At 45.4% G+C, this 26,788-nt stretch carries 25 protein-coding genes; 3 read left to right on the top strand and 22 right to left on the bottom strand.

From position 1 onward, the window contains the following. Positions 1 to 12: 12 nt before the first annotated feature. The 14 genes from I6F41_RS03535 to I6F41_RS03600 all read right to left on the bottom strand — a co-directional run bounded on the left by I6F41_RS03535 (position 13) and on the right by I6F41_RS03600 (position 14,355). Positions 13 to 1,164, bottom strand: a complete 1,152-nt coding sequence (locus I6F41_RS03535; RefSeq protein WP_197107675.1) for an acetyl-CoA C-acetyltransferase — start codon at positions 1,162 to 1,164, stop codon at positions 13 to 15. Next, complete coding sequence (locus I6F41_RS03540) at positions 1,161 to 2,225, bottom strand: acyl-CoA dehydrogenase family protein (protein ID WP_182683970.1); 1,065 nt, start codon at positions 2,223 to 2,225, stop codon at positions 1,161 to 1,163. The genes I6F41_RS03535 and I6F41_RS03540 overlap by 4 nt, the downstream gene beginning before the upstream one ends. Before the next feature lie 11 nt (positions 2,226 to 2,236). Next, positions 2,237 to 3,400: an acyl-CoA dehydrogenase family protein gene (locus I6F41_RS03545; protein WP_011327598.1), complete on the bottom strand. Its 1,164-nt coding sequence runs from the start codon at positions 3,398 to 3,400 to the stop codon at positions 2,237 to 2,239. An 8-nt stretch (positions 3,401 to 3,408) separates the two neighbouring features. Then, positions 3,409 to 4,161 carry an enoyl-CoA hydratase family protein gene (locus I6F41_RS03550; protein WP_089367916.1) on the bottom strand — a complete coding sequence of 251 codons (753 nt, stop codon included), beginning with the start codon at positions 4,159 to 4,161 and terminating at the stop codon, positions 3,409 to 3,411. A gap of 3 nt (positions 4,162 to 4,164) precedes the next feature. Continuing rightward, positions 4,165 to 5,280, bottom strand: coding sequence for an NAD(P)H-dependent flavin oxidoreductase (locus I6F41_RS03555; RefSeq protein WP_197107677.1), 1,116 nt, complete (start codon positions 5,278 to 5,280; stop codon positions 4,165 to 4,167). A gap of 2 nt (positions 5,281 to 5,282) precedes the next feature. Beyond that, positions 5,283 to 6,152 (bottom strand): enoyl-CoA hydratase, encoded by an 870-nt coding sequence (locus I6F41_RS03560; RefSeq protein WP_011327595.1) that lies wholly within the window; start codon positions 6,150 to 6,152, stop codon positions 5,283 to 5,285. After that, positions 6,152 to 6,958 carry an acyl CoA--acetate/3-ketoacid CoA transferase subunit beta gene (locus I6F41_RS03565; protein WP_011327594.1) on the bottom strand — a complete coding sequence of 269 codons (807 nt, stop codon included), beginning with the start codon at positions 6,956 to 6,958 and terminating at the stop codon, positions 6,152 to 6,154. Before I6F41_RS03565 ends, I6F41_RS03560 begins: the two co-directional genes overlap by 1 nt. Positions 6,959 to 6,972: 14 nt before the next feature. Next, complete coding sequence (locus I6F41_RS03570) at positions 6,973 to 7,848, bottom strand: CoA transferase subunit A (RefSeq protein WP_011327593.1); 876 nt, start codon at positions 7,846 to 7,848, stop codon at positions 6,973 to 6,975. Continuing rightward, positions 7,848 to 8,738 carry a VOC family protein gene (locus tag I6F41_RS03575; RefSeq protein WP_011327592.1) on the bottom strand — a complete coding sequence of 297 codons (891 nt, stop codon included), beginning with the start codon at positions 8,736 to 8,738 and terminating at the stop codon, positions 7,848 to 7,850. The genes I6F41_RS03570 and I6F41_RS03575 overlap by 1 nt, the downstream gene beginning before the upstream one ends. Before the next feature lie 192 nt (positions 8,739 to 8,930). After that, positions 8,931 to 9,866 (bottom strand): bifunctional OB-fold nucleic acid binding domain-containing protein/MaoC family dehydratase, encoded by a 936-nt coding sequence (locus I6F41_RS03580; protein WP_197107679.1) that lies wholly within the window; start codon positions 9,864 to 9,866, stop codon positions 8,931 to 8,933. Position 9,867: 1 nt separating this feature from the next. Continuing rightward, complete coding sequence (locus I6F41_RS03585; protein ID WP_011327590.1) at positions 9,868 to 11,079, bottom strand: thiolase family protein; 1,212 nt, start codon at positions 11,077 to 11,079, stop codon at positions 9,868 to 9,870. Then, entirely contained in the window at positions 11,079 to 12,947 is a 1,869-nt protein-coding gene (locus I6F41_RS03590; RefSeq protein ID WP_197107681.1) for a long-chain-acyl-CoA synthetase, read from the bottom strand. Before I6F41_RS03590 ends, I6F41_RS03585 begins: the two co-directional genes overlap by 1 nt. 20 nt (positions 12,948 to 12,967) lie before the next feature. Then, a complete protein-coding gene (locus I6F41_RS03595) occupies positions 12,968 to 13,603 on the bottom strand; it encodes a nuclear transport factor 2 family protein (RefSeq protein WP_011327588.1) in 636 nt (211 codons plus the stop codon). A gap of 8 nt (positions 13,604 to 13,611) precedes the next feature. Further along, positions 13,612 to 14,355, bottom strand: a complete 744-nt coding sequence (locus tag I6F41_RS03600) for an SDR family NAD(P)-dependent oxidoreductase (RefSeq protein ID WP_011327587.1) — start codon at positions 14,353 to 14,355, stop codon at positions 13,612 to 13,614. A gap of 270 nt (positions 14,356 to 14,625) precedes the next feature. Between I6F41_RS03600 and I6F41_RS03605 the strand changes: the two genes are divergently transcribed. From I6F41_RS03605 to I6F41_RS03615, 3 genes are all read left to right on the top strand, one after another. Further along, a complete protein-coding gene (locus tag I6F41_RS03605; RefSeq protein ID WP_197107683.1) occupies positions 14,626 to 15,480 on the top strand; it encodes an alpha/beta fold hydrolase in 855 nt (284 codons plus the stop codon). 42 nt (positions 15,481 to 15,522) lie between these two features. Then, entirely contained in the window at positions 15,523 to 17,643 is a 2,121-nt protein-coding gene (locus tag I6F41_RS03610) for an oxidoreductase (RefSeq protein WP_197107684.1), read from the top strand. Positions 17,644 to 17,789: 146 nt separating this feature from the next. Then, positions 17,790 to 18,578, top strand: a complete 789-nt coding sequence (locus I6F41_RS03615; RefSeq protein ID WP_011327584.1) for an SDR family NAD(P)-dependent oxidoreductase — start codon at positions 17,790 to 17,792, stop codon at positions 18,576 to 18,578. 104 nt (positions 18,579 to 18,682) lie between these two features. On the opposite strand, the gene I6F41_RS03620 is transcribed toward I6F41_RS03615, so the two are convergent. From I6F41_RS03620 to I6F41_RS03655, 8 genes are read right to left on the bottom strand one after another with little or no spacing between them, the layout of a single operon-like run. Then, the gene (locus tag I6F41_RS03620) at positions 18,683 to 19,795 is read right to left on the bottom strand and encodes an acyl-CoA dehydrogenase family protein (protein WP_197107685.1); all 1,113 of its coding nucleotides are present in this window, start codon (positions 19,793 to 19,795) and stop codon (positions 18,683 to 18,685) included. Further along, positions 19,795 to 20,994 carry an acyl-CoA dehydrogenase family protein gene (locus I6F41_RS03625; protein ID WP_197107686.1) on the bottom strand — a complete coding sequence of 400 codons (1,200 nt, stop codon included), beginning with the start codon at positions 20,992 to 20,994 and terminating at the stop codon, positions 19,795 to 19,797. The genes I6F41_RS03620 and I6F41_RS03625 overlap by 1 nt, the downstream gene beginning before the upstream one ends. Before the next feature lie 14 nt (positions 20,995 to 21,008). Beyond that, a complete protein-coding gene (locus I6F41_RS03630) occupies positions 21,009 to 22,178 on the bottom strand; it encodes an acyl-CoA dehydrogenase family protein (protein WP_011327581.1) in 1,170 nt (389 codons plus the stop codon). Between the two features lie 9 nt (positions 22,179 to 22,187). Then, on the bottom strand, positions 22,188 to 23,363 hold the full coding sequence (locus tag I6F41_RS03635) for a lipid-transfer protein (RefSeq protein WP_011327580.1): 1,176 nt from the start codon (positions 23,361 to 23,363) through the stop codon (positions 22,188 to 22,190). Between the two features lie 17 nt (positions 23,364 to 23,380). After that, positions 23,381 to 23,800, bottom strand: coding sequence for a MaoC family dehydratase (locus tag I6F41_RS03640; protein ID WP_011327579.1), 420 nt, complete (start codon positions 23,798 to 23,800; stop codon positions 23,381 to 23,383). Next, positions 23,772 to 24,905, bottom strand: coding sequence for an acyl-CoA dehydrogenase family protein (locus I6F41_RS03645; RefSeq protein ID WP_011327578.1), 1,134 nt, complete (start codon positions 24,903 to 24,905; stop codon positions 23,772 to 23,774). Before I6F41_RS03645 ends, I6F41_RS03640 begins: the two co-directional genes overlap by 29 nt. Continuing rightward, positions 24,905 to 25,891 (bottom strand): OB-fold domain-containing protein, encoded by a 987-nt coding sequence (locus tag I6F41_RS03650; protein ID WP_041454365.1) that lies wholly within the window; start codon positions 25,889 to 25,891, stop codon positions 24,905 to 24,907. The genes I6F41_RS03645 and I6F41_RS03650 overlap by 1 nt, the downstream gene beginning before the upstream one ends. Positions 25,892 to 25,946: 55 nt before the next feature. Continuing rightward, positions 25,947 to 26,729: an SDR family oxidoreductase gene (locus I6F41_RS03655; protein ID WP_011327576.1), complete on the bottom strand. Its 783-nt coding sequence runs from the start codon at positions 26,727 to 26,729 to the stop codon at positions 25,947 to 25,949. Between the last annotated feature and the right edge of the window lie 59 nt (positions 26,730 to 26,788).

The raw sequence follows: 26,788 nt of genomic DNA on the forward strand, positions 1-26,788 counted from the left end.
CTTTCTCCTTAATTATAATCGTTCAATGATAGTGACATTGGCTAAACCGCCGCCTTCGCACATTGTTTGTAGGCCATAACGCCCGCCTGTACGCTCTAATTCATGTAATAATCCGGTCATTAAGCGCACGCCGGTAGCGCCAAGGGGGTGGCCCAGTGCAATGGCACCACCATTAACATTAGTTTTTTCATGGCTGTAACCGGTTTCTTTTAGCCATGCCATTACTACAGAGGCAAACGCTTCATTAATTTCTACTAAATCAATATCATCAAGCGTAAGATTCGCTTTTTTTAATGCCGCGATAGTAGCTGGAATAGGTGCTCTAAGGTGCCAAATAGGATCATCTCCCAGCACACTAACATGATGAATACGCGCTCTTGGGGTCAGGTTATATTTTTTTAATGCGCGCTCAGACACAATAAGCATTGCTGCTGATGCATCGCACACTGAGCTCGAAACCGCTGCGGTAATACTTGGGTAAGTAGGGTCAACCGGCTCAAGTTCTGCCATTTTAGCCAAACTACTTTCTCTAGGTGTTTCATCAAATGTTAATCCTTCAATCGCCACTATTTCGCGATCAAAGCGTCCCTCTGCTGCGGCTGCTAATGCACGGCGATGACTTTCTAGCGCAAACACTTCCATATCGGCGCGGCTTATACCCCAATGATCAGCAATGCGCTGAGCGGCATAAAACTGATTTACCGGCGCATCGCCAAAGCGTGCTTCCCACAATTTACTCTCTGCAAATGGCGTACTAAAGCCAAGTGGTTGCCCGGCAAGCATTGCTGACGAAATAGGAATTTGCGTCATTGTTTGCACGCCCCCTACCGCTATCACATCTTGCGTGCCGCTCATAATCGCTTGCGCAGCAAAATGCACGGCTTGTTGCGATGAGCCACATTGTCTATCAACCGTTGTACCCGGTACATTCATTGCTAGTCCCGCCGCTAACCAACTGGTGCGGGCAATGTTTCCTGCTTGCGAGCCTATCGTGTCTACACAGCCAAAAATCACATCATCGTAATCTTCTGCTGGTATGTTATTGCGCTCAACCAAAGGTTTTAATACTGCTGCACCTAAGTCTATGGCATGCACATGGGCAAGGCCCCCTTTGCGTCTGCCTGTAGGTGTACGCAGTGCGTCTACAATATATGCATGGGTCATAGTATCGCCTCAAAAGTTTTAGAAGGAGCCAAATCGACATCAGAGTTAAGTACATAATCTTGCACTCGTGCACGATGAAAAATACTGTCACCCCAGGTGTTGTTTAATGCCCAACTGCGTTTCATAAACATTTGCAGGTCTACTTCCCAGGTATAACCCATAGCACCGTGGATTTGAATCCCGTGGCGCGCTGCAAGTGCGGCTGCTTCGCTGCAAAAATTACGCGCTTGTGAAACATGCACGTCTGTTAAAGGGTGGTTATTTTCTAGCGAACACGCCGCGCGATACAGTACTGGTTTTGCAATTTCAATTTTTCCTGCTACATCAGCCAAATGGTGCTTAACAGCCTGAAAGCTACCAATTGCTTTGCCAAACTGTTTACGCTGTACACTATAATCAACGGTTAAATCGAGCATGCGCTGCGCTAAACCGAGTAATTGCCCAGCAACCGAGAGCGCCCCGCGATTAAGCGTGTCATTCCATATTTTTTTGCCCGCCTCGCCCTGTGCAATACAGGTTTCGGCTGTTGGCTGCCAAGTTACTTGCGATAAGCGGCGCGACGAATCAATACTTAAATTAACGACGTTATCCACTTGCTCACACGGTACTAAATGCACTTCATCAGCGTGTTGCATAAGTAGCACCTGCGCTAAATGTGCATCCGATACCAGCTCACTGCATTGATGGCCAATAGCTAAGCGCAGCTCGCCATCACAAATTTTAGCTAAGTAATCAGCTTTACAAGCCACGCTATCATCAAGGGCTGAAAATACGCCACTGCCTACATAAGCCGTATCGGCAAGCGAATCAGGAATAGCGTAATAACCTAGCTCTTGGGTCATTAATGACCACGCTATATCGCCCATTCCCAAACCGCCAAACTGCTCTGGCACTGATAGCGCAGTAAGCCCTTGCTCTGCCATTTTATTTCTTAATTCGGGAGAGCGACCCGCGTCGGTTTCCCATATTTCGCGTAGTGTTTCTGGTGCTGCTTCAGTCATTAAAAAACGGCTGATAGCTTCACGAAACATTAATTGGTCTTCAGTAAAGGTAAAATCCATAGTTTCACTCGCTATCTAGGTAGGCCAAGCATACGCTCAGCAACAATATTTCGTTGAATTTCATTGGCACCCGCATAAATTGGCCCAGCTTGAGAGAATAAAAAGCCGTTTAACCAATAACCATGCTCCTCGGCAAGTGCTGCCGATGAGAGTAACTCACCACAAGTACCCAAAATATCCATCGCCGTTTGATGAATGAGCAAATCTAGCTCTGACCAAAACACTTTATTTAGGCTCGATTCAGCGCCAATTTTATCGCCATGACTAATACGTCCTACAGTGTTGTAAGCCGACAGCGCATAGGCTTCTGCATCAGCCCAACATTTAGCCACCGCAGCACCAATGGCTGGATCGCGATCGGCAGCCGCTTTGTTATCCCGGTACAGCTGCACTAGTTTGCGCACAGGTTGTTGAAAACGCGCTGGTGAGCGCAGCAACAAACCACGCTCAAAACCTGCCGTTGCCATTGCCACATGCCAGCCTTTGCCTTCTTCGCCAATGCGGTGTTCAACCGGCACTTTGACGTTATCAAAGAATATTTCTGCAAAGGCATCTTCGCCATCCAGCGCTTTAATTGGGCGAATAGTTACGCCCTGTGCATCCAGCGGTACCATTAAAAAAGATAAACCATGGTGGCGCTGCGAACCGGCTTCTGAGCGAAACAAGCCAAATGCCCAATCGGCATAAGTAGCACGGGTAGACCAGGTTTTTTGGCCATTCACAATGTAATGGTCGCCATTGCGAATTGCTTTACTACTAATGTTGGCCATATCTGAGCCCGCATTAGGTTCAGACCAGGCTTGCGCCCACATGTCTTCACTTGATGCCATACGTGGTAAAAAGTGCGACTTTTGCTGCTCTGTACCAAATTCAAGTAAAGTAGAGCCAAGTAATAGCTGGCCATTTTGATTTACTCGCCCTGGTGCACCTGCGCCGTAGTATTCTTCTTCAAAAATAAGCCAGTCAATTAAGTTACACCCGCGGCCGCCATATTCTTTAGGCCACATAACCATTGAAAAACCCGCTTTATGTAGCTTGCGCTCCCATTGGCGGTGCAGCTCAAAGCCTGCTTTGGTGTCGTAAGTGGGCAGTTTTTCTGCAGGTACATTTTCTGCAAGCCACTGACGCACTTCCATACGGAAATTTTGTTGCTCTGTTGTATAAGTTAGTTTCATAGTCGGCCTCAAAAATTCGCTTCGCGTTTGTCTACAAACGCGCGGCGGGTTTCAGCAGAATCTGGGCTGGTATAAGCTTGCAGCGTAAACCCTTGCTCCCAACGGTATTTAGCTTCTAGGTCACCGTCTTCAATACCATTTAGGCTTTCTTTAGCAATGCGGATCATATCGGAGCTTTTTGCGGCAATTTTGCTGGCAATTTCCAGCGCGGTATCGCGTAATTGCTCTTTAGGTACAATGCGTTCAATAAAGCCGTATCTATCGGCATCTTGTACCGAAATAGTTTCGCCAGTAAAAAACAAGTAACGTACTTTTTGCACCGGAAATAAGCGCTGTAAATGCGCGCCGCCGCCCATAGCGCCACGATCTACTTCTGGTAGCGCAAAAGTGGTACATTCTGACGCCACCACAATATCGGCCGCACCAGTAATACCAATACCGCCACCCAGCACATAACCATGCAGCGCAACTATTACTGGTATTGGACACAAATGTACCGCTTTAAACGTTTCGTAATTACCGGCGTTAACGCTAACAATACGCTCTGGGTATTTATCTAACTCTTTAATATCAACACCGGCACAAAAACCACGCCCTTCTGAGCGAATAATTAATACCCGAGCAGCCAAATTTTGGCCAATACTGTTGATCAGATCGGCGAGCGCTTGCCATTCAGCACTGTCGAGTGCATTTACCGGTGCTTTATTTATAATTATTTCGGCGATACCGTTTTCGATATGGCTTTTAAATGCTGGGTTCATAGCTTAGGCCTCTTCTTCGACTGACCGGTTAGTCCGGCGGATTAACAATTGCTCAAGACAGGTGTCTGCCTCGGCGATAATTTCGTTTATTAGTGTCTCAACGCTAGGTAAGTTATTTATTACCGCCGCCACTTGGCCGCTGGGTAAAATACCTTCGTCGGGTTTACCTTCAACCATAGATTTTTGAATTAACACCGGTTGATTAGCCGACATTACCAATGTTGCTGCAGCTTTGGGATCTTCACGCAGGCCATTAAAAAACACTTTGAGCATATGCAGCGATGTCATGCCGGTTTCTTTTTGCCAATGGCGCGCACTTTTTAGTGCCAACCATAAGCGCTTAACACCACCCGAGCGCTCTAAATCATCAATAAATGGCGTGTTGATCATCCGGTGACGCAGGCCATCTACCGCGGTAGAAATGCGAATATCGGCACTGTCTTTAGTATCAAGATAACGCTGCTGGGTGACTTTTGGCGTGGGTGCATCGCAGGTCAGCAAAAAGCGCGTGCCCATTGCCATACCTGCAGCGCCTGCGCCTAATACTGAGGCCAAACCACGCCCGCACGAAAATCCCCCTGCGGCAATTACTGGTACCGACACCGCATTTAACACTTGCGGTAACAAAATAGTGCTCGGTACGCTGCCAGTATGACCGCCCCCTTCACTGCCTTGAATGGTGATCATATCGGCGCCCATGGCAACCGCTTTTACTGCATGCTTTACTGCGCCTACGGTGGGAATGCACAGCACACCTGCCGCTTTGAGTCGCTCAATAGTGGCTTTATCGGGGCCGCGTCCGTAGCTCACCGCACGCAATTTGTAACTAATAGCTAAATCAAGACATTGCTGCGCGTTTTCTTGAAACATATGAAAATTAAGACCAAAATTACTGGTCCCTGTGGCAGCAATTACTTTTTTTATGGCACTTTCCACTTCTTCAGTGTTCATCGTCGCGCCAGCTAAAAAACCAAAACCGCCCGCACGCGTTGTTGCTATTACTAAGTTTGCATCAGAGACCCAGCCCATCGCCGTTTGAATAATCGGATAACGACAGCCCAGTGCCTCTGTTAACGGCGTATTCCAGCGGCCATCGGCATTATTGTGCTCTGTGCTCATATTTATTTTTCCTTGGCTGCTGATTTATTGGCTTGAGCCATCGCTTTCGCGTCAAAGCCACCTAAGCGGTCACCCGATATTGTTTCGTTATGCGCATGCGCAAAATGATGCAAACCAAACGCCATATCCATGGTTGAACGTTTACCCATTAAATCTTCGGCGTTATTAATTACTTGCTTAGTTAATTGCAAACCCAGTCGTGGCATTTGTGCAATCTGATTAGCTAAAGTAAAGGTCGTCTCTTCTAAATTATCCCTTGGCACTACGCGATTCACCATGCCCATTTGATAAGCACGGTCTGCCGACATACGATCGCCGGTAAATAAAAACTCTTTGGCAATACGTGGATTAAGCTCGTGCACATGCGCAAAATACTCAACCCCAGGAATACCCATGCGCACGACCGGATCAGAGAAAAATGCTTTGTCATCGGCAATAATTAAATCACATACCCACGCCAGCATTAAGCCACCAGCCACACAGGCACCTTGTACCATAGCAATCGTTGGCTTAGGCAAATCGCGCCAGCGACGACACATTCCTAAATACACTTCGTGCTCGCGAGCATATAAAAACTCACCGCCGGGCTTATTAGCGTGATCGTAAAAAAGGTTAGTACGATCAAAGCTTTTATCAACATCGCGCCCAGGGGTGCCAATGTCATGACCAGCAGAAAAGTGCTTGCCGTTACCGGCAAGTACAATTACTTTTACTTCGTCGTCGTTACACGCAAGCTGAAAAGCCTTATCTAGCGCGTAGGTCATTTGCGAGTTTTGCGCGTTGTTATATTCAGGACGATCCATGGTAATAACCGCCACTTGAGCGCGCACTTCGTATAACACTACGTCATCTATTGTTTGAACTTCACTCATTACGACTCCTCTGGGCGTACACCCGGTGGGTTGTCTTTTAGCTGTTTAGCTCTAATATTGTGCGGATCCAATTTAGCAATTAATGCTAACTGCTCAGCTGTAGGTGCTGGTGTGGTTGGAGTGTTTGCCTCAACGTGAATTTCAAAGCCTGTTTTTTCAATTACTTCTTGTACACTCACACCAGGGTGAACGCTCACTAAGCGCAATTGATGCTCTGGACCTTGCCAATCCATCACACAAATATCGGTGATCACTAAACGAATATCGACATCCGATAGCTGATAACCTTTTGGCAAACGTGCTGGGTTGTAACCAATTGAGCACACCACATCACATTCTTGCTCTACAAATACGCGTTTACTGTGGCTTGGTACAAAAAACGAGTTAGCATGGCTAATTGAGTTACCCGGTAAACCACGTACGCCTAACATTTGTATTTTAGGTTTATCGTAGTCGCCCCCTAGGGCTGAAATATTACTTTGCCCGTACTTATCAATTTGCGTTGGCCCTATCATGGCGTGGCGTTTACGGCTCCACACATTGTCAAAAATGCGTGAAAAACCCATCCATGTTTCGTTACGCTGTACAAAATCATCGCCACGTGCGCCAATCGGATTTGGCTCACTCAGTAAGTAGGCTTCTGAGTCTGTCATCATTAAATCTGGGTTGTTAGTACTCATAGAAATACTCGCCGCTAAACGCGGAATAACCCCAATGCCGGTGGCAAGCACTTCACCATCGTTATCAAATGCGGTTGCTGCGGCACAAATCATTAATTCTGCCAAGCTGTATTGAGTTGCTGTCATTTTAATGTCCTGCCTTAGTAACTTGTGTTAGGGATTTGGCGGATCGCATCGATGCCGCCTAATTTAGCTTGGTACTCTTGCTCTGATTTATTGTTAATAAACTCATCAAAGTAAGCACTAAAGCCGCCTTCTTTTGCGTATTTGTTATATTGCAGCAAATGTTTATTATCAATGCCGTAAAATGGCGGACAACTGCTTGGATGCGCGCCCCCAGGTACTTCACTTACGGCCGTTGTTAAGCTGCGTTCCCAAAATACTTTATCTGCCGCTGTGCGATCATAAAAATGATCGCTGCTAACTAGCTTGTCGCAGGTGACATAGCTTTTATTTGCTGCGCGTACAAACCAATCGTCTAGGTAATGATCTGGACCTGAAATCTGGCACACACCACGCTCATCAGCATGATCAACATGTACCAGTGCAGCGTCGAGTTTAAGCGCTGGCATTGCCACCCATTCTTTATCGTCATAGGGGCTATCAATCACTTGAATATCTGGGTTGTGGGTAAGTACATCTGTACCTAAACCAACTTGAGTTGGAATATAAGGACAGCCCCACGCCGCAGCACGAAGGCCAAGTAACAACATACCTTCGTCAATTTCCATTAGCTCAAGCTCGCCATGTTCACGGGCTTTACGAAAAAAAGGTTCTAGTGGAATAAAGTCTAGCGATACAAACGCAAAGATTAATTTTTTTACTTTGCCGGCTGCGCATAACATCCCCACATCGGCGCCGCCATACGCCACAATCGTAAGATCTTTAAGATCCGATTTTATAATTTCGCGAATAAGCGCCATTGGTTTACGGCGCGGGCCCCAACCACCTATGCCAATTGTCATGCCATCACTTAGCTCAGCCACCATTTGCGCTGTTGTTTTTACTTTATTCATTATTTTTCTCCTACTGAGAAATCGTGGCCCCACAGGCTCACTCGGCTAAATTCAAAAGCGCAATGCTCTTCCCAGTTTTCAACTTGTAAACCACCAAAGCCATACTCTAAATCGAAGCCTGATGGTGTTTTCATATAAAATGAGGTCATTTTGTCGTTAAGGTGCTGACCTAAAGTGGCCGACAGTTGTACTTGATGTTGTTGTTGTCTGTCGTGAGCGCGGCCTACTTCTGTCATGTTTTCAACTTCGACCATGGCATGCACGCAACCGCTTGGTACCGGAAATTCACAAATAGCTAAACTGTGGTGACGTGCGTTGCCACAATGCATAAAGTAAATGCGAATTGGATCGGCCTCTGGTGCAGGTTTAAAATTAAATAAATCTGATAATTCAAACCCTAATACGTCGGTTAAAAACGCAAAGGTTTCATCAAAATTTGGCGCAGGTAGTACGGTGTGGCCAAGGCCCATATCGCCGGTAATAAAAGCGGGTACACCTTGAGGAGAAGTAAACGGTTGGCAGTCTGAAACATGACCCCAATACAGTTCGTGACGATTACCAGCTGGGTCATTAACTATGAGTATATTTTGTACGCGGCGCTGCTCACATAAGGCTTTATTAGCCTCTTCAAAGGCAATGCCTTTATCAAGTAATGTTTGTTTAGCGTTGTTGTAAGCTTTTGCACCTGTTAGTTCCCAACCAGAAGCAAAATAGCGCTTGTCTGCGCCGGGTATAACCAACATGCGGTATGGGCGCTCATCCATTTTGATGTAGAATCCACCGTCGTCAGTTGGCGCCGTCATCATCCCTAATACTTGCTCTGCGTAGTGTTGCCACTCTTGTGGAGCGTCAGTCTGTGCTACGAAATAACCTAATGCGCGAATATCCATGAACCCTCTCTTACAAAATTGTGATTAGGTTCATTATTAGGGCAAATTACTAATGCTTCATCGTCCATTGAGACTAACCAAAAAAACGAAAAAAAAGCATTAAGAGTCATAAGCTTAAAACTAAAAAAACAAAAAACCGCTGAGCAATAATGTTGCTCAGCGGCTTTATATTTACCAAATTATTTACTGTGTTTAACGGTAAAAGATCACCAAATCGTTGATCACACTTGGTTTATCATTGCCAACCACATGGATGTTCATTTCTAGGGTTAATTGCACCCCTTTGTGCGACACGCTAATGTCTTTTACCTTACTACGGCCATAAATAGTTGCGCCCGCAGGCACTGGCGCAGGAAAGCGCAAACGATTTGAGCCATAGTTAACCATGTTATTAAAGCCGATAATTTCAAATGGCAGTGCAATCGTTAATCGTGACTGCAGCACTTGTACTAACGAGCCATGGGCAATGGTGGTTTTAAACGGGCTATCTGTTTTTGCGCGCTCAGGATCGGTATGTAACCAGTAATCATCCCCCGATAAATCGGCAAAGGCGTTAATCAGGTCTTGATCAACAACAACCACGTTACTCCAGTCGGTATATTTATTATCGGCCAGTGCATAAAGCGCAGCAAGGTTACTTAGCGGTACTTGTACTTGCCCTTTGTCGTTGCGTTCAAGCCCATTGAGCGGATTAATATATTCACGCACACCACCGGCATTATTAATAGAGGTAAAACGTAGCAAGGTATCGCCATCGCTACTCACTTTATCAAACACCGCTTTAACAGGCATGCCTATTTTAATGTCTTGCTCTGCCACATCTATTAACGTGGTATTGATACGAACGCCTTGAGCTAGTTCGACCACGGCTAATGCTTGCGGCATTTCGTCACTAAATTCTGGCATAGTTGGAATACGTGTAAGGGTGTATGAATATAAGGTGCCCTCACCGCTCACTTGCTGCCACTGCAGCTCGTGCGCTAAACAATGGCTACAATGATTACGTGGAAAGAACACCCACCCTTCACACTGCTTACATTGCTGAATTTTTAACTGATTTTCTTTTAGCGCCTGCCAAAATGGTGCAGAAATTTTTGTTGCGACTGGCATAGGTTTTAACGTTGCCATACTAGCCTCCTTGTAATATCAATGCGCCCTGCTCACTCATCACGCCACCGGTGCCACTAACAAATACATTGTCACACCTTTTTAGCTGTCGTTGATCGGCAGAGTTTGAAATTTGATGGAAAGCCTCAATAACTTGAGAATAACCGCCCGCTGCTGCAGCTTGGCCAAAACTAAGTTGCCCGCCGTGGGTGTTCATCGGAAAGTCGCCTTTAAAGGTGAGGTTATGCTCTTTAATAAAGCGCATGCCTTCCCCTTTAGGACAAAAGCCTGCATCTTCAAGTGATAACAACACAGTAATGGTGTAACAATCATAAATTTGCGCTGCATGTATATCTTTAGGCGACAGCCCGGCCATAGTAAACGCACGCTTTGCGGCTTCGGCAACTGGCGTCACTGTCATATCTTGCGCATACGATGGCGATTTAAATGATAAACGCTCACCAAAACCGGTAATAAATGCAGGGCGTTTTTTCGCTCTTGCAGCCACTTCTTTAGAGGCCACAATAACCGCCGCGCCACCCGATACCGGCATGACTATTTCTAGTACATGCAGTGGGTCGGCTACCATTTTAGAAGCTAATACTTGTGCAATAGTTAGCTCTTTGCCTTTAAAAATAGCGTCTTTGTGGTATTGCGCATTAAAGCGCTGATCGACTGCTATTTTAGCCATAGCCGCTTGATCGTAGCCATATTGCGCTGCGTAACGCTGTGCAATCATTGCATAACCGGTGTTTTGCCCCATGTGACCATAGGGCAAATCAAACTCTGCTTCTGGTGCGCCAAATGCCGTACTGTGGCCGCCATAACGCATAGCTTGCGCCATCCAAGCTGGGTCTTCATTTGGTGCCATTGGTGCCATGCGAGCGGGAATAACACACAGTACCGCTTGGCATAACCCCAGCTCAATCGCTGCCGCTGCACGCCAAATTTGTGCAACTGCGGTACAGCCGCCTAAATCAACTACTTCGGCAAAGTTTACTTCTATTCCTAAATATTCTGCGGCCATTGCCGGCACAAATACTGAGGCCTCGTGAAAATGTGGGCCATTAATAACCAAACCATCTAAATCACTTTTTTGTAGCCCAGCATCTAATAATGCTTGATTGGCTAAGTCGGCCACTTGTTCTAAATGAAACATTTGCGGCGCGGTTTGGTATTTCTCTGGTTTATATTGCGCCGCACCAACAATCGCGGCGTTTCCTGCTAAGCCCATTATTTTTCCTCCTGATTGCTACAGAACGGTAAAAATCCTGCCGCTTGCAACGCACTTTCACAGTATGGCTGGTAGCAGCCTAACTTATCGTTACGTATGTAAATTGGCTCATTACACGCTACTGGGTCATAACCTTGTTTTTGTAAGTCGACTTTACGCAGTTTATAGGTTGATGTCATGTCGGCGGCTTTGCTTACCCTAATAAACTGAGGGGCGGCGTAATTAGGCACTTTTTCTATGGTTAAAGCATAAAACACTTGTGGATCAAACTGCCGCCCTGGTTGCATAACAATGGCCGCCATACCTGCTCGTCCCTCATTTTCAGGAACCTGTACGCCATAAATATTAACCAGCTCGGCGCCATCGTATTCAGCCAAAGCGGTAGCCACTTCTTGCGATGATACATTTTCACTTTTCCAGCGATAGGTATCACCAATGCGATCTACAAAATAAAAGTAACCATTTTCATCGTAGCGCAGTAAATCACCTGAGCGCCAGTAAGCGTCGCCTTGCTGAAACACATTGCGTAAAATTTTCTGCTCTGTACCTTGTTTTGAGGTATAGCCCTCAAAGCGGCCACCACCAAAATCAGGCATGTTAATTATCATTCCCAGCCCTTCCCCTACTTCGCCAGGTTGGCATAAAACATAATGCCCGTTAGCATCTTTAACATGAGTTTCGGTTTCGGTATCAAATTTAACTAACCTAAAATTGGTGCGATCCCAGCGCGGCACGCGACCACACGAACCAATATAGTTATCTAAATTAAGTAAGTTAGTATTCGCTTCGGTAGATCCCCACCCTTCTAGCACGTCCATTTCGCCAAAGTACTCAAGCCAACGATGCCAACTAGTTTCGGTTAAACCGGCGCCTAACATGCAGCGCAGTTGATGATCTTTTGGCTTAATTCCCGTGGCCTCGGCGTAGTTAAGCAGGTAGCGGCAAATCTCACCTATGTATTGGCAAACGGTAATGTTATGCGTTTGAATATCATCCCAAAATTGCCTAACACTAAATTTACGCCTAACCACTATGCTTGACCCCGCCGCTAGCGCAGTTGAAGTCACTGAAGTGGCTGCAGCGCCGTGGTATAAAGGTAAACAACAATAAAATACGTCATTTGGTGTGGCATCAATGGTTTCAATCATCACATCACCCGAGGTTAACCAACGCATATTGCTGTAAATCGCCGCTTTAGGTAACCCGGTAGTGCCTGAGGTAAAAATAAGTAAAGTTGGGGTTTCGCCCACCGTTGAGCCACGTGCCTGCTTACAACTTGTGCCACTGCGCGCAGCCACATCGCTATCAAAGCTGCTATCAATCCACTGAGGAAGTACCGGTTTATCAACTACCTCATAATCGCCTACCAGCCAAATTGACTTATTTGCCAGCTCTGGTGTGTCAATAAAACGCTGTACACATTCTTCACCAACAATAACTACATTGGCATCTGTGGTGTTAATTGCATGTTCAAGCACGCTGCCTTGTACTTGAGTGTTAATAAAAGCGACCACTACGCCCAGCTTGGTTAAGCCAAACCACGCAAAGAAAAACTCAGGGCGATTTTCAATCGCAATAGCACACACATCACCTTCCATTAAACCACGGGCCTGTATCGCTTTAGCAAATTTACTTGCTTGGGCATCTACTTCGCTGTAGCTGTAGCTTTTACCTTGATAAATCAAAAATGGCGCATCGCCATGTGCTACTGCTTGCGCTTCTAGGCGGTCGGCAATGCTGTACTTTTGCGACGGACTAACCGAGCGTACTGCTAGTGCGCGCTTATCCATTTTTTGTTGTGTGGCGGCTCTAGATACTGGCGCGTTGTCGAGACTTCCAGCATAAGGAATTTTATTATTGTCCAACATATTATCTCCTTTGGTGTTAATCAACGAACGCGGATTTTAGGTGCTGGGGTATCACCCCGCATGGTGCGTAAAAACTGTTCAAGTGGCGCAGGAGTTGCCACTTCGGGTAACTCATCTGAATTAGGTCGATGCTGCCAAAACGACTGCCATGATGGGAATAAATCATGAAAGGTGCCGGTGTAAGGTTCGCGACCCGGCCAGCGCATTTTCATATCGCCAATTGGCGCTGAATTTATATCGCTGGCGTACCAATAACATGGCAGACGACGGCGGAAATACCACACCCCATCAATGCGTTGGTAGTCATCCCAATACAGCATTTGCATCAGTACCCATTCACGCCCGGTTTCATGCTCATTTTTAGAGTACACAACACCAATGGCATTGTTCTCATCAACAAACTCAATAATGTGCTGCCCTAAATGATGCGACGTGCCGGTGAATTGATCGCGCAAGGTTGAGTCAACCCAGGCTTTTAAATGAGCTCGGCCGCTTTTCCCACCCCCGACACGTACATCGGGAGCAAATAAGCCTACATGTGCGTCAATGTCACGCATATCTAATGACAACGAGTATTTACCCGCGAGCTGACGAATTGACTCAATAGACTCTAAGCGGTCAATTCGTTGTTCAAGGCTTGAACTTAAGTCACTCATATTCACTCCTAAATAAAGGCCATGCCGCCATTTACTGCGATATTTTGGCCGGTAATAAAGCCAGAATCATCACACGCTAAAAAGCTCGCTACTTTGGCAATGTCTTCACCTTCGCCCATGCGCGCTAATGGAATAGCCGCGATCATTTGCTGCGTCCACTCCTCTGGAATATCAGCCATCATGGGTGTATTGGTTGGCCCTGGTACTATGGTATTTACCCGAATACCCACTGGCGCTAGTTCGCGTGCCATACTACGCGTAAGCCCCATAACACCGGCTTTTGATGCACAATAATGACTTGGGCCTTCGCCGGTTAATGCCGCCGTGCTGGAAACATTAATAATGCAACCCGATCCTTGGGCTTGCATAACTTTAGCCGCCTCACGACAACACAAAAAAGTACCGGTTAAGTTAACTGCAATCACTTTGTCCCAGTGCTCATCTGGGGTATCAACAAATGCATCAATAGAGCCCACACCAGCCACATTAATAATGGCATCGAGTCGGCCAAATTTTTCCACTACAGCGGCAATGGCATCACGTACTGAGTCGCTTTTTGCTATGTTGGCAGTAATAGCCACAATATTGCCGGCAACGTTTGCATTTAATTCATTAACGCTGGCATTTAATGTGTCGGCGTTAATATCTACCGCGGCGACATTAGCGCCTGCAGTAGCAAAATAACTTACTATTGATTGGCCTATGCCTTGCCCTGCACCTGTTACTAGCACAACTTGATCCTGATGTTTCATTTTTATCCCCTTGCTTTTCTCAAGCCAATTTGGCGTATATAGAGCAACATTTGCAGTCGCACCAATATTAATTTTCCAATTCATACTGGGATATGTAATAAAAACCAGCATCGTCCAATAAGACTAACCAACACAAACAAAACACTGGTCTAAATGGACGATGTTTTAAGCAAACGAGCAACGCAGTATTGAGTAGGAAAATTATATAAATAAGCAGAGGTGGTGAGCGTTCATTACCTTGTTAGCAAGGCAAAATTAGGAGTAAGAGTTTTGAATCAGCAAACAACTAATCCAAAGAAAGCACAGGATTTACCGTTACCACTGGGACACTTTGTTACCCTAGAAAACGGCCTTAAATTACATTATTTAGAGCAAGGCCAAGGCCCTATTGTTATTTGGCTTCATGGTAGTGGCCCAGGTGCCAGTGGTTTTAGTAACTTTAAAGGCAATTATCCTGAATTTGCTGATGCGGGCTATCGTAATATTGTGCTCGACTTACCTGGTTTTGGTCGCTCAGATAAACCCGATGACGTTAATTACGATTTAGCTTTTTTTGTCACAGCACTTAATGGTTTTATAAACGCCCTTGATTTACCTAAGGTGACTTTATTAGGCAATTCTTTAGGCGGTGCTATTGCGCTGGGGCAAGCTCTCGATTATCCCGATACGGTAGAGCGCCTAATTTTAATGGCCCCGGGTGGTGTTGAAGAGCGCGAAACGTATTTTCAAATGGAAGGTATAGTGCGTATGGTAGAAGTATACAGCCGTGGCCCTATGGGTGTTAACCAAATGCGCGAAGTGATGTCGTTACAACTTTTTGATTCAGCTGTACTTTCTGATGATATATTAGCAGAGCGCGCTGCAGTAGCAGTTACTCAACCGGCTAATTTATTTAGCACTATGATGGTGCCAAACATGACCGAACGCCTTGGCGAGCTTAACTGCCCAGTGCTTGGCTTTTGGGGCACTAACGATAAATTTAATCCACATCAAGGCATGCATAAAATTTTGGATAACGTACCAACAGCGCGCTTTATTATGCTTAATCGTTGTGGTCATTGGGTACAAGTAGAACATCAACGCCTGTTTAACAGCAGCTGTATTGATTTTTTACAACACGGCTAATACAGCACCTCAAAAAACATAAATAATAAGAGGTAATAATCTATGTCACATTATCAGCACTTGCTTAAACCAGGGAAAGTAGGCGGACTAACGCTGCGTAACCGCATTATGATGGCGCCAATGGGCTCTAATTATGCTGACCCTGATGGCCATTGTAGTGAGCGTATTCAAGCTTTTTATGAAGCCAGAGCAAAAGGCGGTGTGGGCCTTATTACTATGGGATCTATTGCTATTGCGTTTCCCGCAGGAACTGCCGAACCTTATCAGGTGGGTATTTCTAAAGATGAGTTTATTCCTGGATTAAAAGCACTTACCGAGCGGGTGCATAAGCATGGTGCAAAAATTGCGGTGCAATTACAGCATGCTGGTAAAACGGCAGTACGCGATTTAGCCGAAGGCCGCGAGCTTTGGGTGCCTTCACTGCCCCCTGCGCCACCACAAAGCGATATTATGCAAGCGGTAACACCAACAGAATTAAGTACCTTTGTTAGACCTCCAGCAGATAAACCCGTTACCATAAAAGTAATGGAAAAAGCCGATATTGTCCAAATGGTGGAATGGTTTGCCGCAGCGGCAAAACGTGCTCAGCAAGCGGGTTTTGATGCTATTGAGCTGCACAGCGCGCACTCGTATATTTTGGCTGGCTTTTTATCGAGCTATTATAATAAACGTGATGACGAATATGGCGGCAGTATTGAAAACCGCGCACGTTTACTACTCGAGGTAATAGCGGCAATACGCGAACGCGTAGGCCAAAATTTTCCATTGTGGGTACGCCTAGATGCGCACGAACTCAACACCCCTGGCGGTATTACCCTTGAGGACTGTATTGCAGTGAGCAAAATGGTTGAACAAGCGGGTGTAAATGCCGTTAGTATTTCTGCTTATGCCACCTTAACCACAGGCTCTGCATTTACCGCCGCGCCGCTAGTGCATAAACCAGCAGGCTTTTTAGATTGGGCTGCGGCAGTGAAGAAAGAAGTGTCTATACCGGTAATTGCCGTTGGCCGCTTAGAGCCCGATATTGCCGATGCTGCTATTGCCAGCGGTAAGTGTGATTTTATTGCAATGGGACGTAAATTATTAGCCGATCCCGAACTACCAAATAAACTCACCGCAGATCGTGAAGCCGACATTCGTCCCTGTATTTATTGCTATGTATGCGTAAGCCAAGTATTTATTAATCAGCGCGTTAAATGTGCAGTTAATGCCGCGACTGGTAAAGAATTTGAACTAAAAGTAATAATGACCGATAAGCCCAAACATATTGTGGTAATTGGTGGCGGGCCTGCTGGCATAGAAGCTGCTGTAACCGCCAGTGAACGAGGCCATAAAGTAACCTTGTTAGAGCGCAGTAAACGCTTAGGCGGCACATTATTTTTTGCAGCGCTGGCCTATCCCGAAAATGGCAAGTTACTCGACTACCATTTAAGGCAACTAGCCCAATCTAAGGTTACAGTAAAACTTAATACCACAGCGACTCCGAAATTAATTAGCACACTAAATGCCGATGAAGTATTTGTAGCAACCGGCGCCAGCCGTGGCATGCCCGACATACAGGGTTGTGAGTTAAGCCACGTTTGGTCTGGCGAACAACTTAGACAGTTACTTACCGGCGAAGTAAGTACTAACACTAGCAATAAGCTAACCGCGCTACAGCGCTTAATGTTAGGAGCGGGCAACACCCTGGGCTTAACAAAACACGTAGATAAATTACAACGCTTATCGCATTTATGGATGCCACTTGGCAAGCGCGTCACTATTGTTGGCGGTGGCTTAGTGGGCTTAGAGCTGGCCGAGTTTTTAGCTGAGCGTGGCCGCGAAGTGACCGTTATAGAAGCCGGACGTAACTTAGGCATCGAGCTGAGTATTGTTAGGCGCTGGCGGGTACTTGATCATGTTAGGCAATTAGGCGTTACTTTAATTACTCAGGCAGACGTTACCGCTATCGATACCTACGCTGTGCACTATAAAGTGGACGAGCAACCCCGCAGCTGCCTTGCCGATACCGTAGTAATGGCAACGGGTATTACCACTGATAATAGCTTAACAAACAGCTTAATTGCAGCTGGCCATACAGTAAAAGATATTGGTGATTGTAATGACGTTGCCTATATAGAGGGTGCAATTAGTGCCGGTTATAAAGCTGGCTTAAGCTGTTAATAGCCACTAATTACTAACTACTAACACTTTTAACATAGGGGCACTCGCCCCTATTTTATTACCATAATTAAAGCTGCTGCCTTTTTATGGCTCAGCAAGAACCTCAGCAATAATACTTACAACTATTTTAAAGCGAGAAACTAACAATGAAAAACGCTACACATTTAACCAATAAAGTCGCCTTAGTTACCGGTGCCGCACGGGGTATCGGTAGAGCAATATGCCAAGCACTGGTTGACTCTGGAGCCACTGTTATAGCCACTGATATTTTAACTGAAGAGCTTAACCAAATGGCGCAAGAGCTTGGCGACAAGGTTACGCCAATGACACACGATGTAACCGATGAGCTACAATGGCAGTCGATCGTATCAGCAACTTTAGAAAAGCACCAAAAAATAGATATTTTAGTTAATAATGCGGGGATTTTACTGTTCGCAACGCTCGAAACCACAGAGCCGCAGCAGTTTCGTAAATTAATCGATATTAATATTACCGGCACCTTTTTAGGCTTACATAGCGTGATCCCCTGCATGAAAAAAGCCGGCAGTGGCGCTATTGTTAATATTTCATCAGCCTCGTCTATTTTACCTAACAATGGCACAGGTGCGTATGCTGCAAGTAAATATGCAGTAAGAGGGTTAACTCGCACCGCAGCGCTTGAGCTAGGCCCGTTTGGTATACGTGTAAATAGTGTGCATCCTGGTGCTGTAAATACCCCCATGACTAACCCACAGGGGCTAAGTAGCGAAGAGCTGAACCCACGCTATAAATTTATTCCACAGCAACGTGGTTGTCAGCCTGAAGAAGTAGCCAATATGGTTAACTTTTTAGTCTCGGATCAGGCATCTTACTGTAATGGCACCGAAATGGTGGTAGATGGCGGCCTAACGGCTGGTCAATATTATTATGGTGTACCTGGCGCGCCAGCACAGTAATAGCGACCTTCAACGCGCATTAAGGCTCTCAGTGCATGAACAAAAAAACCAGCCAGCAGTGAATAACTGTTGGCTGGTTTTTTATGTTTAACTCAAGATGAGTTTTAAGGCGCTAAAGCTGCAAACCGCGCTTGATGGTAATCGGCATCACCAAGGCACATTTGTGCTACGCGAATGCGCTTTAGGTAAAGACCAATGTCTAGCTCATCAGTAACCCCAATGCCGCCATGCATTTGCACCGCTTCACCGCTGATTAAATCGGCTACTTTTGATAGTTTCCATTTAGCTAAACTAGCGCTTGAGGCTAAATTTGCGTCAGCCTTATCTGCATCCGAAAGTGCGGCTATAACACAAGATTGAGCTAATTCTAATTCTACATAACAGCGTGCCGCACGATGTTGTAATGCCTGAAAAGTACCAATTTTTACACCAAATTGTTCACGTACCTTTAAGTATTCTATAGTCATATTAAACAGCGCTTTAATAGCACCAAGCATTTCAGCACTTAAACATAAACGACCTAAATCGAGTGCTTGTTGCAGTGCTTTTAAGCTATTGCCAGCATCGCCTAATAAGGCTTCTGCGGGTAGTTTTAAGTCATTAAAAGTAAGCTCGGCGTAATTGCGTGCATCGATAAGGTTAAGGCGCTTAACCTTTACTTGCTCACTAAATGGCACAATAAACACACTACAGCCAGCGTTATGCTGCGCCGCAACTATCCAGCCATCGGGGCTGACACCATCAATAACCATGGTTTTTTTACCATTTAACACAAAGCCATCTACCGCTGTTGTTGCCGTTGTTTGCATGCTGTCGGGATCGTGCCTTGCATGTTCGTCAACCGCTAAGGCTAAGCGTTTTTCACCACTCATTATTGCTGTTAACCAGGTTTGCTGTTCTGCGTTGGCTAGTTGTTGTAATAATGAACCACACAGGGTTACCGACGATAACATTGGCGAAGCACTCAGGTGTTTACCCATAGCTTCAAATATTGCGCCCATTCCTTTATAACCAAAATCTAGGCCACCCAGCTCTTCGGGAAAAGTAATTGCTCCCCAACCTAGTTCCAGCATTTGTTGCCAAATTTTTTCATCAAAATTAACTGCGGTTGGCTTATCGCGTAATGCGCGCTGCGCTGCGACAGGGCTTTGCGCACTTAAAAACTCTTCGGCGGTATCTGCCAACATGCGATCATCTTCGCTATATACCATACTCATCAGCTTACTCCTTTATTTTCAGGTAATTGCAATACACGCTTTGCTATCACGTTCAGCTGAACTTCTGAGGATCCGCCAGCTATGGTTTGCGAAAAACTATTTAGCCAAGCGCGAGTAACTGCTTGCTCTTGCTCGCTAAAGCTATCATCTTCCCAACCTAAACCGCGGTAACCCATTGCATCGAGTAATAATTCAAATTTAATTTTTTCTTGTTCGGTATGCACTAACTTCATAATCGACATTAAACCAAAACAGCTTTGCCCCGCTTGCATTTCTGCACCTAAGCGTTGCACCGTTAAGTTGTATGCCTGCTCTTCCATATTGGCTGCAACCGCCTTATTTAGAAGCGCGGCTTCACTAGCGCTGTGTGGCGCTGGCATGTAATCGCTCATTAGTGACATTAAGTCAAAGTGCGTGGGTAATTGAAACTCACCAAACTTAGACATTGCGCTGCGTTCGTGTTGCAGCAATTCTTTAGCCAATTTCCAGCCGCCATTGAGCTCACCTATAAGATTTTCTTTGGGTACGACTACATTATCGAAAAACACTTCACAAAAAGAAGATTTACCGCTAATTAAATCAATAGGTTTGGCTTGCACACCTTGGCTGTGCATATCGAGGAGTAATAAGCTAATGCCTTGGTGTTTAGGGGCTTTAGCATCAGTGCGTACTAATGCGTACATCCAATCAGATTTGTCACCGTAAGAAGTCCAAATTTTACTACCATTAACTAAGTAATGATCGCCTTGATCAATGGCGCTGGTACGAATACTGGCCAAATCAGAGCCGGCGTTTGGCTCACTAAACCCTTGGCACCAACGTACTTCACCGCGAGTCATTGGTGTTAAAAACTGTTGTTTTTGCAGCTCAGTTCCGTGCTCTAACAGCACAGGACCTAACATCCAAATACCTAAATTAATTTGTGGCGGGCGACACTTTAAACGGCGCATTTCACTTTCTAATACGCTGTTTTGCTGCGCAGTTAAACCACCACCACCGTACTGCGTTGGCCAACTAGGACAAAACCAATGTTTGTCGCGCATGCTATTAAACCACTGGCGTTGATCATCAAAAGTGAAGTTAACCTCACTCCCGCCCCAAATGAGCTCGCCATCAGGCGTTGGGGTGCGCAGCGACATAGGACAATTTGCCTCTAGCCAAGTACGAACCTGCTGGCGAAATTCAGTTAACTCACTCATGCTGTTATCTCCTGTTAGCGCACTGCGCGTGGCATACCAATACCAAATTGGGCTATTAGTTCTCGTTGTAACTCATTAGCACCACCACCAAAGGTTAAGGTAACCGAGGCACGTACTTCGTATTCCAGCTCACCCATTAAAAATGACGCGGCAGAATCATCGCGAACCATGCCATTCATTCCCACAATATCAATCAGCTTACGCAGTATTTCAATTGAGCATTCTGAGCCATATACTTTAGTAATTGACGCCAGAGCAATATCCATATGGCCTTTTTCTAAATCGGCGGCGATGCGAAAGTTAATTAAACGCATGGCTTCTAACTTAGCGTAACACTCAGCTAACGCTGCGCGCACCCAAGGGTTATTAGCAGCAGACTTGCCTTGCTCATCTGCGGTATTAGCCCACAAATATACTCGACGAAATAAGCCAACCACTTTATCAGACCACGAACCTAAACCTAAACGTTCATGGTTAAGTTGCGAAGTAATTAAACGCCAACCGCCATTTAATTCACCCACCAGCATTTCTTGAGGTACTTTTACGTTGTCGTAATAAGTAGCCGCGGTTGGGTTTGAACACGTTGGAATAACTGTGCTGCTAAAGCCTTCACTTTGGGTATCTAAAATCATAATAGAAATCCCTTTGTGACGCGCCAGCTCTTGATCGGTTCGTGCAGCTAACCAAATATAGTCGGCCGACTCAGCGCCTGAGGTCCATAGCTTATTGCCATTAACAATAAAGTTGTCGCCCTCTAGGCTGGCTTTGGTTTTTAAAGTGGCTAGATCAGAGCCCGCATTTGGTTCTGAATAACCAATGGCAAAATGAATTTCACCATTAGCAATACCAGGCAAAAACTTTTCTTTTTGTAACTCAGTACCGTATTCCATTAACGCAGGACCTACTGTGCTAATAGTAACAAATGGTAGGGGCGCGCCTGCAATATTGGCTTCTTCAAAAAAGATTAGCTGCTCGGTGGCTTGATAACCTTGGCCGCCGTGCTCTTTTGGCCAACCAACAGCTAACCAGCCGTCTTTACCCATTTGACGTACAACCTTACGGAAGTCTTCGCCGCCTTCACTGCCTCTTAGCTTTTGACGCAGTTCGGGTGTCATTAATTGCGAAAAGTAATCACGTACTTCTAGGCGTAACGCCCGTTGTTCTGGTGTTAAATCAATGAACATTTTGCACTCCTACTCTGCGCCTAAAATTAAGCCGCTGGTGGGTACACCAGTGCCTGCTGTAACGAGTACATTTTCAACATTATCAACTTGGTTTACTGCTGTTCCACGCACTTGTCGTACTGCTTCGGCCACGCCATTCATACCATGGATATAGGCTTCACCTAATTGTCCTCCGTGGGTATTAATAGGTAACTTACCACCACGTTGATGATGACCTGCGCGAATAAACTCTTTTGCTTTACCACGTTCTACAAACCCAAACTCTTCAAGTTGTGGCAATACAAAAGGGGTAAAGTGATCGTAAATAATCGCAGTTTGAAAATCATCTGGCCCTAGGCCCGATTGTGCATAAAGCTCTTTTGCTACTATGCCCATTTCGGGTAAACCGGTAATGTCGTCGCGATAATACGAGGTCATACTTTGCTGACCTTCGGCAATACCTTGCGAACCGGCTTTAATTACTACAGGTTTATTTTTTAGCGTTTTTGCACGCTCAACACTGGTAATAATCATTGCCACCGCACCATCAGATTCTTGACAACAATCAAGTAAATGTAGCGGTTCACAAATCCACTTAGACGCTTGGTGATCGGCCAAAGTAATTGGTTTTTCGTAAAAGAATGCCGCAGGGTTAGTTGCTGCGAAGTCACGTGCGGCAACCGCAACAAGACCAAAATCTTCTGATGTAGCGCCATACTCATGCATATAACGCTGTGCAAACATACCCACCCAACTTGCAGGTGTATGAAAACCGTGGGGCATGTAATAACCGTAATTCACATTTTCAAAAATAGGGGTTGATGAAAAGCCATAATCGCCAGTACCAAAACGATACCAAGAACGCTCGTTCATCGCCCGATACACCACTACGGTTTTAGCCACACCACTGGCCACAGCCATTGCCGCATGCACTATAGGTGCACACGCTGCGCCGCCGCCATGAGGTATTTGTGAAAAAAACTTAACTTCTTTACAGCCTAATAAACGCGCAATTTCGTACTCTGGTACTTTATCAACTGAATAACTACTAAAGCCATCCACTTCACTGGGATCAATTCCCGCATCTTTTAAAGCTGCTAATGTTGCCTCCATGGCTAAACGTAATTCAGTACGCCCTGAATTTTTAGAAAACTCTGTGGCCCCCAGACCTACAATGGCAGCTTTACCACTAATTGACTCACTCATCTTGTCTCTCCTAAATTTTATGGCAATACCAATTGCACGGTACCTGTAACATGCATGCCGTATTTATTTTTGCCGGCTAAACCTACATCCACAGTGCGGGTTGTGGCATCGGTTGCGGTTACTTCGCCCATAAAGGTCATAACATCGCCTGGGTAATTAGGCATACCTAATTTAATATCAATATTTTTTAAGCGACTTTGTGGGCCGCTCCAGCCTTCTACATAGCTTTGCACTAAGCCATTAGTGGTTAAAATATTCATAAAAATATGTGGTGAGCCCAGCGCAATAGCGGCATCTTTATCGTGATGGCCTGGAAAAAAATCACGCGTTGCTAAAGCCCCATTAGAGATAAGTGCCACGGTAATTGGAATCGCTTTTTCAGGTAGCTTGTCACCTACGTTTATGTCGTTAAATTGCATTGTTTTCATCAAGGTCATATTTCCACCCCAGCTTATTATTTTCGGTTAAGGCATCGCCAAGTTTTGCCAATAATGCGGGACTCCCGCCCAAGTTTAGGCTAATAGCCCGGCTCCAATAGAGGTATCGGTAGATAACGTAACTAACATCTACACCAAAACCACCATGCACATGTTGCGCTTTGTGGCCAATAGAATGACCCGCTTCGCAGGCATGCCACGCTGTTGCTAACGCTTCGTGATCGCAGCCTAAGTTATTGTCAAGGCGATAACACAACTGCCATACATTACTGCGTAATGCCTCAAGGGCAATTTTGGTATCGGCCATGGTCATTTGTACTGCTTGAAAGGTGCCTATAGCGCGACCAAACTGTTGGCGTTCACTAATATATTCAACGGTTTTTTTAATTTGCGCTTCACTAACACCTAACTGTAATGATGCCAAAGAGGCGAATATTCTTGGTACTAACCAGTCATTAGCTTTGCTATCGAGTAACGCTGCATTACTTACAAGCAGGTTATTTAGTTGTAAGTCTGCAACCTCTTCGCCTTGGGTCATTTGCCCTTTAACTAGGGTTAAACCTGGCGCTGTTGTTGCCACTAGTGCCCAGCGTGTTTGCTCATCAAGGGTCAGTGGTAGTAAAACAAAGTCAGCGAGTCCTGCAACTGCCACCGACTGTACTAAGCCATTAATACTTAAGCCGTCATTCGTTTTTTCTACGTTGAGCGTCGCTTCGCTGTGGGTATTTACTAAGTTAAATGCCAGCGTTAATAGGTTTGTGCCCTCAGCCGCAGCTTGTGCAACTGTTTGCAGCTGTGCACCCGCAAACTTTGCAATGGCAGTAGCCACCAGCTGATGACGCCACAAAGGAACTTGCCCTAACGCCCCGCCTTGCGCCTGTAATACTAAGCTCAGTTCGGTCATACCTAAATCAATCCCGCCTGTTGCTTCGGGAATAATTACCCCGTGCAGCCCGGTTTCTATACACGAGTTCCATAACTGCGTCATGGTGCCTTGGCCTGCTTCGTCATAGTCACGCAGAAAGTCATCGGTACAGGTATCGGTAAATAAGCTATTGGCCATTTCTGCAATGGCTGATTGCTCTTCGCTTAAATTAAAATCCATTACGACTCCTTAGTTGGAACAAGTCTAAATTGTGGCAAGGTCAGCTCACCATCAAATGTGTGATATTCGACTTGCACTTTTTGGCCAATTTTAGGAGCTACACCTTCTTCAACTCCGATTAAGCCTGCTGGAATACGTACGCCTTCTTCAAGCTCAATCAAACCAATAGGATTTGGGCTATCAAATGGGGCTACATGTGGGTAGTGCATTATCACAAATGAATACAGCTCACCCTTACCACTAGCTACTTGGTAATCAAGTTCAAACGAATGGCAATGCATGCACACAGGTGCTGGTGGGTGTTGTAATTTGTCGCAGCTTATACAATGTTGAATACGCAGCTCTTGCTCGCCAAATCCTTCCCAAAAGAAGCGGTTATCGTCGCTGATCCCAGGCTTAGGACGCTTTCTAGCTGGTGCTTCTTTAGCGGGCGCTGTTTGCTCAGGCCTTTGCGCTGGTTTAAACTTAATGACTCTAAACATCATGTCGCCTACTTTTTCGTCGGCTTCACCATTGGTTTTTTCTGAGAAATAAGTCATTTTTAAGGTAACAAAAAAGCCGGTGCCCAGTGCGGTGGTTTTTTCTTCACTGATGCTATCGAGTACTGTGGTGTAATAAAGCTTTTCACCCATAGTAATGTAGCGGTCAAACGTTAGGTTAGAATTAACTGCCACGACCGCTGGGTAGCCATTTTTTTCAAGTATTTCGAGTACGCCATACGGGTTTTCGGTAGTTGAACCTGGTGCTAAAATTTTGTCACCAAAGCCCGCTAAACACCAACTTTGTAACATTGCTGGTGGTGCTACTAGTTGCCCATACTCGGTTGTTGCCGCGTAGTCTGCATCGGTGTAAAGTGGGTTTTCTACCCCCATAATTTCACACCACTGACGTACCATAGCTTCATTAACCTTGTCCCACGCATAGATACGACCATATTGTCGCCCTATCATCGCTTCTATTTCTGCAAACCATTCATATTTAGCCAATGTTCGTCTCCTGCATTTATCAAGATAAATTCTAAAAATTAAAATTATTAATTATTTAGTTAGTTTCGCTAGCACTAAGAAAAGCGGGCATTTCACCGCCGCCATTTAGCAGTAAATTACAGCCACTTGCATAACTTGCTTCTGCTGAAGCTAAAAACAAACAAGCGTTAGCAATATCATCTGGTTGCGCCATACGCCCTGCTGGAATTGTTGCGCTTACTGCGGCAATTCCGGCCTCGTCACCGTAATGTAGGTGTGAGTTTTCGGTATGTACTAACCCTGGGCTTACCGCCACAACACGCACTTTAGGTGCCCACTCTACTGCAAGTGATTTTACTAAAGATAAAATACCCGCTTTAGCAGCGCCATAAGCCGCCGTACCTGGTGAAGCTCGCATGGCACTAATACTGCCTATAAAAATAATGCAGCCACTGTTATTTGCTTGCATTATTTCGTTTGCTTGCTGTGCTACGTTTAACGGTGCAATTAAATTAAGCTTAAGAATAGCCTCATGAAAACGAGGAGATGCTTTATCGGCCAAAGCAAATGGACTGCCGCCCGCATTATTAATGAGTACATCAAGCGTGCCATATTCTTTTACTATGGTGCTAAACATGGCTGCAGTACTATCAATATCTTTCACATCTGCTTGAATAAAGTGTGCCTGACGAGTTTTTCCATCAAGGATTACCTGTGGTAGCTGCTCTACTTGTTCACGACCACACACTACTACTTTAGCGCCTGCCGACAAGAAACCTTGTGCTATACCAAGGCCAATGCCTTTAGTACCGCCGGTTATGAGTACCACTTTATCTTTATAGTTTTTACTCGCATGCATAATTAAGCCTTGTCATAAAATAATTCCATAAAAACAGTGTACAGGCAGTATTAGATAAC

It is taken from the genome of Pseudoalteromonas sp. SCQQ13 (genome assembly GCF_015864415.1).
GTDB lineage: Bacteria > Pseudomonadota > Gammaproteobacteria > Enterobacterales > Alteromonadaceae > Pseudoalteromonas > Pseudoalteromonas nigrifaciens.